At 62.0% G+C, this 12268-nt stretch carries 11 protein-coding genes and 2 pseudogenes; 8 read left to right on the top strand and 5 right to left on the bottom strand.

The window, feature by feature from the left end; translation table 11 throughout:
• Positions 1 to 58: 58 nt before the first annotated feature.
• The 4 genes from BMG03_RS19450 to BMG03_RS19435 all read left to right on the top strand — a co-directional run bounded on the left by BMG03_RS19450 (position 59) and on the right by BMG03_RS19435 (position 2964).
• The gene (locus BMG03_RS19450) at positions 59 to 733 is read left to right on the top strand and encodes a response regulator transcription factor (RefSeq protein WP_075777620.1); all 675 of its coding nucleotides are present in this window, start codon (positions 59 to 61) and stop codon (positions 731 to 733) included.
• Positions 733 to 1152, top strand: a complete 420-nt coding sequence (locus BMG03_RS19445) for a hypothetical protein (protein ID WP_077701414.1) — start codon at positions 733 to 735, stop codon at positions 1150 to 1152. The genes BMG03_RS19450 and BMG03_RS19445 overlap by 1 nt, the downstream gene beginning before the upstream one ends.
• Complete coding sequence (locus BMG03_RS19440) at positions 1152 to 2090, top strand: sensor histidine kinase (RefSeq protein ID WP_167733412.1); 939 nt, start codon at positions 1152 to 1154, stop codon at positions 2088 to 2090. Before BMG03_RS19445 ends, BMG03_RS19440 begins: the two co-directional genes overlap by 1 nt.
• A gap of 247 nt (positions 2091 to 2337) precedes the next feature.
• Complete coding sequence (locus tag BMG03_RS19435) at positions 2338 to 2964, top strand: DedA family protein (RefSeq protein ID WP_208858051.1); 627 nt, start codon at positions 2338 to 2340, stop codon at positions 2962 to 2964.
• 202 nt (positions 2965 to 3166) lie between these two features.
• Here BMG03_RS19435 and BMG03_RS19430 read toward each other — a convergent pair whose 3' ends face one another.
• Both BMG03_RS19430 and BMG03_RS19425 read right to left on the bottom strand, forming a co-directional pair.
• A complete protein-coding gene (locus BMG03_RS19430) occupies positions 3167 to 3379 on the bottom strand; it encodes a hypothetical protein (protein WP_075777618.1) in 213 nt (70 codons plus the stop codon).
• Entirely contained in the window at positions 3376 to 4128 is a 753-nt protein-coding gene (locus BMG03_RS19425; RefSeq protein WP_075777617.1) for a COG4280 domain-containing protein, read from the bottom strand. The genes BMG03_RS19430 and BMG03_RS19425 overlap by 4 nt, the downstream gene beginning before the upstream one ends.
• On the opposite strand from BMG03_RS19425, the gene BMG03_RS19420 reads away from it, so the two are divergent.
• On the top strand, positions 4122 to 5087 hold the full coding sequence (locus BMG03_RS19420; RefSeq protein WP_157771625.1) for a MurR/RpiR family transcriptional regulator: 966 nt from the start codon (positions 4122 to 4124) through the stop codon (positions 5085 to 5087). The genes BMG03_RS19425 and BMG03_RS19420 overlap by 7 nt on opposite strands.
• Before the next feature lie 192 nt (positions 5088 to 5279).
• Positions 5280 to 6092: pseudogene (locus BMG03_RS19415) on the top strand (IS3 family transposase); the annotation flags it as partial.
• A 207-nt stretch (positions 6093 to 6299) separates the two neighbouring features.
• Here BMG03_RS19415 and BMG03_RS19410 read toward each other — a convergent pair.
• Entirely contained in the window at positions 6300 to 7583 is a 1284-nt protein-coding gene (locus BMG03_RS19410; RefSeq protein ID WP_075777662.1) for an IS110 family RNA-guided transposase, read from the bottom strand.
• A 135-nt stretch (positions 7584 to 7718) separates the two neighbouring features.
• Between BMG03_RS19410 and BMG03_RS19405 the strand changes: the two are divergent.
• Positions 7719 to 8099: pseudogene (locus BMG03_RS19405) on the top strand (integrase core domain-containing protein); the annotation flags it as partial.
• 15 nt (positions 8100 to 8114) lie between these two features.
• Here the strand turns inward: BMG03_RS19405 and BMG03_RS19400 are convergent.
• Both BMG03_RS19400 and BMG03_RS19395 read right to left on the bottom strand, forming a co-directional pair.
• The gene (locus BMG03_RS19400; protein ID WP_075777660.1) at positions 8115 to 9146 is read right to left on the bottom strand and encodes an IS110 family RNA-guided transposase; all 1032 of its coding nucleotides are present in this window, start codon (positions 9144 to 9146) and stop codon (positions 8115 to 8117) included.
• A 623-nt stretch (positions 9147 to 9769) separates the two neighbouring features.
• A protein-coding gene (locus tag BMG03_RS19395) for an IS5 family transposase (protein ID WP_099049392.1) occupies positions 9770 to 10527 on the bottom strand; the annotation gives its coding sequence in 2 pieces (ribosomal slippage) (positions 9770 to 10203 and positions 10203 to 10527; 759 coding nt in all).
• Between the two features lie 308 nt (positions 10528 to 10835).
• Here BMG03_RS19395 and BMG03_RS19390 point away from each other — a divergent pair.
• Positions 10836 to 12041 carry an IS256 family transposase gene (locus BMG03_RS19390; RefSeq protein WP_075777686.1) on the top strand — a complete coding sequence of 402 codons (1206 nt, stop codon included), beginning with the start codon at positions 10836 to 10838 and terminating at the stop codon, positions 12039 to 12041.
• The last annotated feature ends 227 nt before the right edge of the window (positions 12042 to 12268 follow it).

The following is a 12268-nucleotide window of genomic DNA, read 5'->3' as shown; positions in this document are numbered from 1 at the left end:
GCACAGGCCGTGATTTCCCGACCGTGACAATCCCGATCCGTTATCGAAAGATGGTGCGATGAAGATCCTGATTGCCGAAGACGATGCCGAAACCGGAGACTACCTGCGCAAGGGGCTGACCGGAGAAGGTCATGCCGTCGACCTGCTCCGCGACGGGCGCGAAGCGCTGACCCAAGCCACCGCGCAGAGCTACGATCTGTTCATCTTCGACCGGATGATGCCGGGACTCGACGGGTTGGCCCTGCTCAAGGCGTTGCGCGCCGCGCAGATCGCCACGCCCGTCATTCTGCTGACCGCGATGGGCAGCGTCGAGGATCGCGTCGCCGGGCTGCGTGCGGGGGCCGACGATTACATGGTCAAACCCTTCGCCTTCGTGGAGCTGCTTGCACGGATCGACACGATCGCGCGTCGCCCCGCCCTCAAGGTCGAGGTGACCGAACTGGTGCAGGGCGACCTGCGGCTCGACCTTCTCGCCCGCGAGGCATGGCGTGACGGGCAGTGCATCGAATTGCAGCCGCGAGAATTCATGCTCCTGAAGCACTTCATGGAACGTCCCGGCCGGGTGCAAACGAAGACGATCCTGCTGGAGGCGATCTGGGACATCCATTTCGATCCGAAAAGCAGCGTCGTCGAGACCCATATCAGCCGGCTGCGCGGTAAGATCGACAAGCCTTTCGCCACCCCCTACCTGACCACGCTGCACGGGATCGGCTACGTGTTCGAGGCGACGTGATGCGCGCGTTCACTTGGTCGATGCGCTTTGCGATCGCGATCTCCACGGTCTTCGCGTTTGCCGCACTGGTCGCGGGCGGGGTCTCCTACACGCTGCAATCCAAGGAAATGAGCCTCCGCCTCGAGGGCGAGGTCCGCGCCGATACCGAGGCGCTCGCCCTCTCTGCCCGCGGCGCCAACATGCAGGACCTGAGCGAGCAGATCACAGCGCGGATGACGACGAGTCGCGACGGCGCGAATATCGTGACCTTCGTGCCGGCCGATGGCTCTGACGCACTTGGCAATGTCCGCGTCGCCGCCTCGTTCGAAGGCACGCGACACCTCGAACCGGGGACCGGCCTGACGCTGCTCGACCCACCCGGTGCGAATGTCCCGAAGGTTACGTCACCTTCGGGATGCAGCTTCCGTCAGGCTGGCTGATGACGGGGCGCGACGATGCATGGCTGCGCGAACAGGGCGAAATCCTCGCCACGAGCTTCGGCTGGGGTCTCGGCCTCGCACTTCTGCTGTCGATCAGTTTTGCGGTCTTCATCGCGCGGCGAAACGAGGCCCGCATCGACCGGATGGAGCAGGTCCTTCACGCGGTTGGCGAAGGCCGCCACGGGTTGCGCATTCGCGACGAAGGCGATGACGACGTGGCGCGTCTGGCGCAAAGCGTGGATGAGGCGCTCGACCAGTTGGAGGCGGGGATCGCGTCGATCCGTCAGGTCTCGACCGATGTCGCCCATGACCTGCGCGCGCCGCTCGCCCGACTGCGACTGCGGCTCGAGCCGGTGGCATTGGATGCGTCCCTACCGTTGGCGCAGCGCGGCGAGATCGGGAAAGCGCTGAGCGATCTCGATCAGGTCTCGGAAACCTTCGATGCAATCCTGCGCCTGTCCCGCATGCAGGCCGGAATGGTCGAGATCACGCGTTTGCCCGTCAATCTCACGCAGCTCTGCCAAGATGTCGCGGAGATGCTTGGCGCGGGTGCAGAGGATGCAGGGCAGGAATTGGCGCTCGAACTGCCGGAGAGCATTTCCATCGAGGGCGATCGCGAGCTTCTGTTTCAGGCGCTCGTGAACCTCGTGGACAACGCGCTTCGCTACAGCCCCTCCCCGGCGCGGGTTTCGATAGGCGTGCATGCGGAAAGCCAACAAGTCGTGTTGAGCGTGACAGATAACGGCCCCGGCATCCCGGACCGCGACTTGGCGCGGGTGCGCGAACGTTTCGTCCGCCTCGACCAGAGCCGCAACACCCAAGGCAGCGGTTTGGGCCTGAGCCTCGTCGACGCCATCGCGCAGATACACGGGGGCGAGCTGCGCCTGCAAAACCTCGAACGCGGCCTGCGGGTGGAGATGCGCTTTCCGACGTTGTGATGGGTGAAATGTGCCGCGCTAATGACGTTCTACCAGCGAAGGGACAAACGCGGGAGTGATGCACGCATTCACGCGTTTCACGGTGAGCCCGCCCGACCGATGTCTCTCGCGGCTGGGACACGGTTTCGCGAGCTTTCTTTCCCGCCTTCGCCGCCGCCACACCTTCAGTTTTCCCCACGACCGCAAGGCAGGGTCTTTGCCGGAAACCTCAGGGGAAGCACAGGGCCAGATGCGGGAGGAATGAGACATGATTTCAGGACTGATGGGAGCCATCGCGGGCTTTATAACCCATGCGATCAGTTCCATGGGCTATGCTGGGATCGCTGCGCTGATGGCGATCGAATCCGCCTGTATCCCGCTCCCATCGGAAGTGATCATGCCCTTCTCGGGCTATCTCGCCTCGAAAGGTCAGTTCTCGCTGCTTTTGGTCGCCACCGTTGGCGCAATCGGCTGCAATATCGGGTCGACCCTCGCCTATTTCGTTGGTGCTTACGGCGGTCGCCGCGCCGTCGAACGTTGGGGGCGATACATTTTGCTCAGCCAATCGGATCTGGACCGGGCCGATCGCTGGTTCTCCCGCTATGGCAGTGCCGCGGCTTTCGTCTCGAGGCTTTTGCCGCTCGTGCGGACCTTCATCTCCCTCCCGGCCGGTATCGCTCGGATGCCGTTCTGGAAGTTCCAGATCTACACGTTCATCGGATCTTGGCCCTGGTGCCTCGTCCTCGCCTATGTCGGCCTCAAGCTCGGCCAAGCGTGGGACAAAAGCCCGGCCCTGCGCAACACGATGCACGCCCTGAATGGCGTGGTGCTCGTTGCGATCCTGATCGGGGTCGGCTTCTACGTCCGGCGCTTTTTCAAAAGTCGTGAGGCGTAGAAGCAATGGCGATCCTGCGCGGCCCTCGGTGCCAGTGATGCCGACGCGCAGGCTCAAAGCCGATCCGAGCGGCGATAGCATGTCTGCACGTGGATTCGATTTTGCCATTGGCTCGTCGTCGAAGGATCCGGCTCAGTTCGACCGATCCCGATATTTCGCATCGGGCTATCCACCGGTCAGACAGTTAACCGATCCCGGTGCGCTACTTGCGTTTGCGCGCCTCACGCAGGACCGCTTCACCGAGCACCAGAACGCAGCCGATGGCAAGCGTTAGGCCCGCGCCAACCGGCCCGAGCCCTCCCGAGCCCATGAATGTCGCCACCAACGTTACACCGCCGACCACCGCCAATGTTAGCCGCAAGTCGGCCACGAACATCTTGAAGAGTTCTTTGAAGACATCGCCAATGATTGTCATGCGTTGCTCCCCGCGGGCGTGGTGCGCGCGACACGCGCAAGGCCGATGCCAGCCAACAGAAACAGCGCCGCCAGTGGAAGCAGCGCGAGGTCGGCGCCGGGCCACTCCGCACCAAGCCCTTCGCCGGTCCAAAAGACACCGAATGCCGACAGCATCACGCCGACACCGAATTTCAGCGTATTCTCAGGCACCTGCGATAGCGGCTTGTGCATTGCCGCGCCCACGATCAACACGAGAGCGCAGGCCGCCGTCGCGCCAAGCGACGCCTCCCGCAACAGGCCCTTGCCGGCGCCTATGGCGACCACGATGAAGGCGACCTCAAGCCCCTCCAGCAGCACCGCCTTGAAAGCGGCGATGCCAGCAATCCACTGCAATGTCCGTGGCGCGCCGGTTTGCGCGCGCAGCTCTGCGGTTTCCGCGTCATAGGCCAGCGTCTCGTCATGCAGGGCGATCACGCCAGCCGAGCGAAGCACGGCCTTCCTGAGCCAGCCCATGCCGAACAGGAGAAGCAGAATGCCGACGACGAGTTGCAAGGCTTGGATCTGGATGAAGCGCAGCGCCGGACCGAGGATGAGAACGATCAGGGCAAGGACTGCGAGTGCCGCGGCAGTCCCGGCGATGGCGGGCCGCCAGCCGCGCGTGGTGCCGACAGCCAGCACGATGGTGAAGGCCTCGACTACCTCGACGATCGAGGCGAGGAAGGCCGCCGTGACAGCAGGGAATAGCACGGTCCAGAAATCAGGTGGCATGGGCATCCTCCGGTTTTGGCGCGATTGCGACGACGATGCGACTCGAATGTCGTAACTACTACAGCTTGTATGTCGCAAATGCAACGTGCTATGTAGAAAACATGAACACGAGCACGTTTTCCGATCGTATTTCCAGCTACAACGCGGCCGTGTCCCCCGTTGAGCGGCGCCTCCTCGACTGGCTTGCCCGGAATCGCGAGACCGCGCTTCACGCCTCTGCCGCAGAGATCGCCTCGGCCGCAGGAACCAGCGACGCCACCGTGATCCGCACGGCACGCAAGCTCGGCTACGCGGGGCTGGCAGAGTTGCGCCGCGCCTTGGCCGAAGACCTGCGCCGCGATCTGACACTCGCGGACCGAATGACGCGCGAACTGTCGCAGTCCGGCGCTGCCCCGGGTTTAGAGACATCGACCCAGGCCCTGCGCGCCGCGCTTGATGTCATCGAGGCGCTTGAAGACGCAGTGGTTTCGGAGATTGTCACCTCGATCGTCGCGGCACGCCGCATCCATGTCTTCGGCATCGGGCCGTCGGGCTTCATCGCCGGCTATTTCGCGGTGCAGCTTCAACGCCTCGGCTTCGACGCGCGGGCCTTGTCACGCACGGGCCTGCAGTTTGCCGATGACCTTGTCGGAATCGAGTCGGAGGATACCGTTATCGCACTGGCCTATGATCGGCCCTATCCCGAGGTGCGGGCGCTCTTTGATCGAGCAACGCGCCTGAACCTGTCCACCTTTCTGATCACCTCCAACGGGCCGCGCATGCCCGACCCGCGCGCGCGCCTCGTCCTGCGCGTGCCTCGCGGCCGCACGGACGGTTTTGGTCTGCACGCGGGCACCCTCGCTCTGCTCGAGGGCCTCCTCGTTGCGCTTTCGGCAGCCGAACCTGACAGGACAAAGGCAGCGCTTGAGGACCTCAACGCCGCCCGCGAGACCTTGTCGGGGGCAGGTATGGGATTGTGAGCCCTGCGTTTCGGACGCTTCTTTCGGCAAGCAATCTTGATCCTCAACGTCAGACGCCATCGGCGACCGCAGCTCTGTGAAGTTTATGGGTCGGGAGATGGTGTGGTGACATGAACGACCTGCTTTGGCTGACCTGCCACGGGATTTTTCCTCCACCATCGATTAGAGTCCGACCCAACTTGAGGACGGACAATGAAGCGAACGAGATTCACGGACGAGCAGATCATCGGCATCCTGGCCGAACACGAGGCAGGCGCGAAGTGCGCGGACTTGTGCCGCAAGCACGGCATGTCGGAAGGGACCTTCTATAACTGGAAGGCGAAGTTCGGCGGCATGACGGTGCCGGAGGCAAAGCGGCTGAAGACGCTCGAAGACGAGAACGCCAAGCTGAAGAAGCTGCTGGCCGAGCAGATGCTGGACCTGGCGGCGATGAAGGAACTGGTTTCAAAAAAGTGGTAACGCCTGCCTTGAAGCGCGAGGCGGTCGCGCATCTGAAGGCCCAGTTCGGGCTCTCGGAACGGCGGGCGTGCCGGATTGCCGGGGCGGATCGCAAGATGGTCCGCTACCAGACGCAGCGTGCGCCGGACACGGTGCTGCGCGGGCGGTTGCGGGAGCTGGCCAACGAGCGTCGGCGGTTCGGCTATCGGCGGCTCTTCGTGCTGCTGCGGCGCGAGGGAGAAGCCTCGGGGATCAACCGGATCTACCGGCTCTACCGCGAAGAAGGCCTGACGGTGCGCAAACGAAAGGCACGGCGCAAGGCTGTCGGGACGCGAGCCCCGATCCTGGTCGAGGCGCGGCCCAATGCGCGATGGTCGTTGGATTTCGTTCACGACCAGTTCGCCAACGGTCAGCGTTTCCGGGTGCTCAACGTGGTCGACGATGTCACCCGGGAGTGCCTCGCGGCGATCCCGGACACCTCGATCTCGGGGCGCCGTGTGGCTCGTGAACTGACTGCCCTGATCGAGCGCCGCGGAAAGCCGGGGATGATCGTCTCTGACAACGTCCTACGTCGGGAAGAATTTGCCGTTTTAGGCATTGGGTCACGGGGCATCCGAACGGTCGGACACCCTGTCGATGGTTGCCCAGGCGGGCGTCGCCGTCAAGAAGTGGTCTCTCCCATAGCAAACACAGGGTCAGCCTGAGCGCCGCCCTCACCGTCCTCAAGACGAGATCCGAATTCCCAAGCGAAAGGCCCGAACATTATCTACGAGGTCAGCGGACTGCCTCCACGGCACGACAGAGAGGGGTCCTTCCGCCTGGGCTCACCCCTTCGAAGAAGGGGCGATAGGGGTCGCCGGATTTGATCACGGCGTGAATGGTTCGGGCCATCTTGGCTGCGACAGCTGTGTAGGCTTTGCGCCTGAGATGCGGGTTGTGGCGGTCCTGTGCGATATAGCGCTCGAACTTGTCCCGGAAGCTGTTGGTGCGCTGGAGCACGGCGGTCTGGCCGGCCATCCAGAGCGTGCGTCGCAGCCGGGCATTACCATATTTCGAGATCCGGCTCTGGCCGCGGAACATGCCGGACTGGACCGTGGCGAGATCCATGCCGCAGAACTTCAGGAACTGACGATGGTGGGGAAAGCGGCGCAGATCCCCGGCCTCGGCCAGGATCGTCAGCGCGTTGATCGGTCCGATGCCCGGAACAGAGGTGAGCAGCCGGTAGTCAGGGTGATCGCCGAGCAGCTCGGTGGCACGGACCTCGATCGTATTGCGCTGGCGGATCAGGCTGCGCCCCTCAGCGAGCACCATCCGGAACATGCGCAAGGCATCGGAGTCTTCCGCGACCGGCAGGCCGACCGAGCAGCGTGCGGTCTCGTAAATGTCCGAGATGAGGGCAGTTTTGGAGACCTTGCGCCCGACCACCTGCCAGGCCGCGGCAATGAAGGCCTCCTTGTCCATCGCGGCGATCAGATGCGGCGACGGGAACATCTCGAGAAAGGCCAGGAACCAGTCGCTGCGCGAGCTGCGGTGGAAACGTGTCGCCTCAGGAAAGTAGAGCGGCAGGTAGTGACCCTGTATCCGGTGCCACAGTTCCGTCTTGGCTCGCGAGACGATCTCGTGCGTCTTCGACAATTCCTGAATGTCGTTGGTGCCGGCACGCAGAGGGTCCAGGAAGATCTGGGTCGCCCCGATCTGCAGCATGTGAAGGATGACCTGGGCGTCCTTCGGATCGTTCTTGTCCCAGCTGTTGTGCAGGGCTTCACGGGTCAGCGCCATCGCGATCGATGAGACGAGCTTGAGATCGAACTCCGCGGCGCCAAGCCGATACATCAGCGCCCGATGATAGTTGCCGGTGGCCTCGAAGCCTATCTGCACCGGAGAGTTGTAATCTCCAAGCAAGGCAATCAGACGGTCGATATCGTCCACGGTGTTCGTGATGGTCAGTCGCCGCCGGCGCCGCTTGCCAGGGGCGGCAATCAACACCTCGTGGCGGTGTTTGGAGATGTCGATGCCTACCAGAACACGGGCATCCGCAGTATGTTGAACCTTGGTCATAGCCGGTCTCCTCTGTGGTGTGGTTCCCAAAACCACTATAGAGACCCAAGCCCGGTTATGGCCGCCCGCTGCGCGATGGGAGGGCTCCGCGAGCGGCCATAACCTTCTAAAACAGCCGGCTTCCGGACGTGCTACGGCACCGAACTAACCAGTAACGCAATCTTAACCTTCGCTACCGCGCACCGGATCGAGTGGCACTACATCGCCCCGGGCAAGCCGATGCAGAACGGCTTCGTGGAGAGCTTCAACGGGCGGATGCGGGACGAGCTGCTCAACGAGACCATGTTCCGAAACCTGGCCCACGCGCGGATCGTGATCGCCGCCTGGGCTGCCGACTACAATACCGAACGCCCGCACTCGGCCTTGGACTACCAGACACCGGCTGACTACGCGCGGGCCCTGACCTCCGCAATCGCCCGCCCCGCTGCGCGAGATGATAGCTCCGCGCGTCGGGCGATTGCTCAACCTGCGCCGATCGGCGTAAACACCAACCGGGCTCCGGTCGCGGCTGGATGAAAGTTCAGTGGCAGGTCAATGGCCTCCCACTTTTTCCTGACGGAACTCTGTGCCGTCGATCCACATCCGATGTAAAAGGACGGCCAGTTTGCGAGCCACCGCGACGACGGCACGGCGGCGGCCTTTGGTGCGCATGAGGCGCATGCCCCAAGACTTGATCTGCGATCCGGCCATCGTTCGCATAAGCAACGCATTTGCGGCAGCGTAGAGCGTCGCTCGGACATTCTGATCACCGGCTTTGGAGATGCGACCTGGGTTGTCGTGTTCGCCGGACTGGTATCGCCTCGGCGTGAGACCAAAGTGCGCGGCTACTGTGCGAGACCGTTTGAACCGATTGGGATCATCGACCGCTGCTTTGAATGTTAGAGCAGCGATCGGGCCTACACCAGGCACCGTCATCATCCGCATGCAGACCTCGTCTTGCGACGCCGCACGCTTCACCCGTCGATCCAGCTCAAGATAATGCTGGAACAGGACGGCACGTGCATCGAGCAACGGAATGACCGCGTGCGCGAGAACTTCATCCATCTCGATCATGGGCCTCACGAGACCGTCGAAGCTACCGTGCTTGACGGTCCGGGGAAGGCGAACACCGAATATCTTCAGCAATCCACGCACTTCGTTTGCCAAGTCCATTGTTTTCTTCAGCAAGGCCTTTCTGGTGCTCAGCAGGGCCCGTAGCCCGTGGGCCTCCCGGCTCTTCATATGCACCGGGCTGAACCAACCCGTCCGCAAAATCTGGGCAATGCCCTTGGCGTCCGTCTTGTCTGTCTTGTTCCGCATCGCTGAAAGTGCGGCACTGACCTGGCGAGCTTCCATGCACACGATCTCGAAACCCATGTTTTGCAGGCCGAAGAAAAGGTGCTGGCTCAGCGCGCCAGCCTCAAAGCCGATCCGCACGATTGCGGCGCCGAACGCATTCAGGAAGTTGGCGATTTCGTCGACCTCACACGGGAGCTCTCGCTCCATGCAAACCTTGCCACGACCGTCCACAATGCAAAGCGCGCAAGACCGAAGCGACACATCCAAACCAACGAAGTATTCCATTTTCTGTCTCCCTATTCTCACAGCAATGCTGAGATATTATCGGGAGCTCGACCTTAGAGCAGGGTCAGCCCAATTACGCATGCTTTCCGCGCGTCCGAAAATTTGCTCGCCTTCATGCGACTCCACTCCTCTTCCAGCCAAGGAAGCGTAGCGGAAAACTCCAGCTTCAAACGGTCCAGTTTCCGGGGATCAGATCAGGCAGAGCATCTTGATTAGTTCGAAGCAGCCGGACGACTGCCCGGCTGCTTCCCGCTATCGACCTGCTAAGCTGTGGGGTCTTCGCTAGGTCAATCAACGATGCGCCTGAAAGAGATTGGTGGCTCGCAACGTCGATCGCGGTAAGATGGAAAGGCGTCTATTCTCTGAAGGCCATTTCGGTGCATCCAAAGTACTCGATCACATTTAGCAGAAATCCCGTAAAGGTGAAAGGCTGATAGGTGTACAGTTCGGGCTCCAATGCAGCCAAAATTGTAGGATCCCCCTTGTCGATGGAGCGCGTTTCCTGACCGTTGTCAAGGAATGCGCCCAAAAGGCGGCACAGAATAGACGATCGTGTGGCTTGTTGGCTAGCACTGTTTGAATAGCCCCGTGTATACACCGGCCGTCGACGTTAGGGTCAGGATTCATAACCAGTAGATGACGAGGGCGGCGAGGGCGATGGCCGAAAGGAAGACCTTTGGGCACCGGTCATATCGGGTGGCCACACGCCTCCAGTCCTTAAGTCTTCCGAACATGATCTCGATGCGATTGCGGCGCTTGTATCGGCGTTTGTCGTATTTGACCGGCTTCTTGCGTTTCTTTCGGCCTGGAATACAGGCGCGTATCCCCTTGTCCTGCAACGCTTCTCTGAACCAGTCAGCGTCATAGCCACGATCCCCGAGCAGCCATTTGACGTTTGGTAGGCCGCTGAGCAATGCGCGCGCGCCGATGTAATCGCTGACCTGTCCGGCGGTGACGAACAGGTCGATCGGTCGCCCCTGACTGTCGCAGATGGCGTGCAGCTTCGTGTTCATGCCCCCTTTGGTTCGACCGATCAGACGACCGCGCCCCCCTTTTTGGCGACCATGCTGGTCGCCGTTCGATGGGCCTTGAGATATGTCGCGTCGATCATCACGGTCTTCTCTTCGCCGTGCTCAGCGGCCAGACCCACCATCATCCGCGCGAAGATGCCTTTCTCGCTCCACCGCTTCCACCGGCTGTAAAGCGTCTTATGCGGACCATACTCCTTCGGCGCATCTCGCCAACGCAAGCCATTGCGATTGAGGAAGATAATCCCGCTCAAAACCCGCCTGTCATCGACCCGAGGCTTACCATGAGGCTTGGGGAAGAAAGGGGCCAGGCGTGCCATCTGCGCGTCGGTCAGCCAGAAGAGATCGCTCATGTCACCGCTCCGTTTTCAAAGCCGTGAACCATGCTGTTCGCGCGAAATCAATGCATCCTGACCCTAGGTACCCGCGCCGGTATGCGGGGTTTGTGATCGTCAACGCGATGGTCATTTGGATATCATCCTTACGACGTCCCACATTTGAATTCGGGCCCTTGATGCATTTCTGAAGGCAACTTGCGAGTTAGTGTCCGAGGACGTGGTGTAATTTCTGCGCCGTCAAAGGTGTAATCCCGGGTGGCCATCGAGGTGTATGGTCGAGGTGGAGTTTGGCGACTTCAACCGCGAACCCTACGGAGACCCCGATGACCAAGACCAACATGGACCTGTCCGCGCTTCTGGCCAAGCACGATCAAGGAGACTTCCTGCGCAGCATCGCCGAGGCTGTCCTGCAACTGATCATGGAGGCCGATGTTGACGGCCTGATCGGCGCCGGTCGGCATGAACGCTGCGGCGAACGCACGACCTGGCGAAACGGGTATCGAGAGCGCGCTCTCGATACCCGTTTGGGCACACTGAACCTGCGGGTGCCCAAGCTTCGGCAGGGCAGTTACTTCCCGGGCTTCCTGGAGGCCCGCAAAACCTCGGAACAAGCGCTGGTGGCCGTCATCCAGGAGGCGTGGATCAGCGGCGTCTCCACCCGGCGGGTGGACGAGCTGGTGCAGGCGATGGGGCTGAACGGCATTTCCAAGAGCACGGTCTCGAAGCTCTGCAAGGACATAGATGAGAGGGTCGGCGAGTTCCTGAACCGGCCGCTGACCGGCGAATGGCCCTATGTCTGGCTCGACGCGACCTACCTGAAAGTGCGTCAGGGTGGCCGGATCGTGCCGGTCGCGGCGATAATCGCGGTGGCCGCCAACACCGAGGGGCGCCGGGAAATCATCGGCCTGGGGATCGGTCCCTCGGAGGCCGAGACCTTCTGGACCGAGTTCCTTCGCTCCCTGCGCGCTCGGGGCCTTGGCGGCATCAGGCTGGTGATCAGCGACGCCCATACCGGCCTCAAGGCGGCCATCGCCAGGGTCTTCGAAGCGACCTGGCAGAGGTGTCGCGTTCACTGGATGCGCAACGCTCTGGCGCACGTCTCGCGCGGGCAACACACCGTCGTTGCCGCAGCGATCCGCCAAGCTTTCGACCAGCCCGACCGCGCCCATGCCGGCGAAACCTGGCGCAAGGTGGCCGAGCAGTTGCGCCCGCGCTGGCCAAAGCTGGCCGATCTCATGGACGCCAGCGAGCACGACGTGCTGGCCTACATGTCCTTCCCCCGCCAGCACCGCACCAAGCTGCACAGCACCAACCCGATCGAGCGTCTGAACAAGGAAGTGAAGCGCCGCGCCGACGTCGTCGGGATCTTCCCGAACGAGGCGTCCATCATGCGCCTGATCGGCGCGGTGCTGTTCGAGCAGAATGACGAGTGGCAGACCTCGAGCCGCTACATGATGGTCGAGGCCTTCGCCCAGATCGACAAGGAGGAGATCGACCCCATTCTCAGCATAACCACGAAAGCCGCCTGATCATGCCCTCAGGCCATCCGGGAAATTACACCACCTTGACGGACGTGACCACTTGCGAGCGTCTGCCGTGACCAGTTGTTCGGCGCGCACTCTACAGAAAATCCACGTCGTTCGCTCAGGCAACAAGTGCCGGGTCCGAGCGCTTTGACGTCTAGCGGCGCAGTGCCATCAATTGAAAAGAAAATCCACGTAACCCTTTGGCCCAGAAGGACCAAAGAGCCAGTTTC

This window comes from Thioclava nitratireducens, from assembly GCF_001940525.2.
Lineage (GTDB): Bacteria > Pseudomonadota > Alphaproteobacteria > Rhodobacterales > Rhodobacteraceae > Thioclava > Thioclava nitratireducens.
The sequence above is the reverse complement of the archived record's forward strand: the minus strand, read 5'-3'. Positions and strand labels throughout refer to the sequence as shown.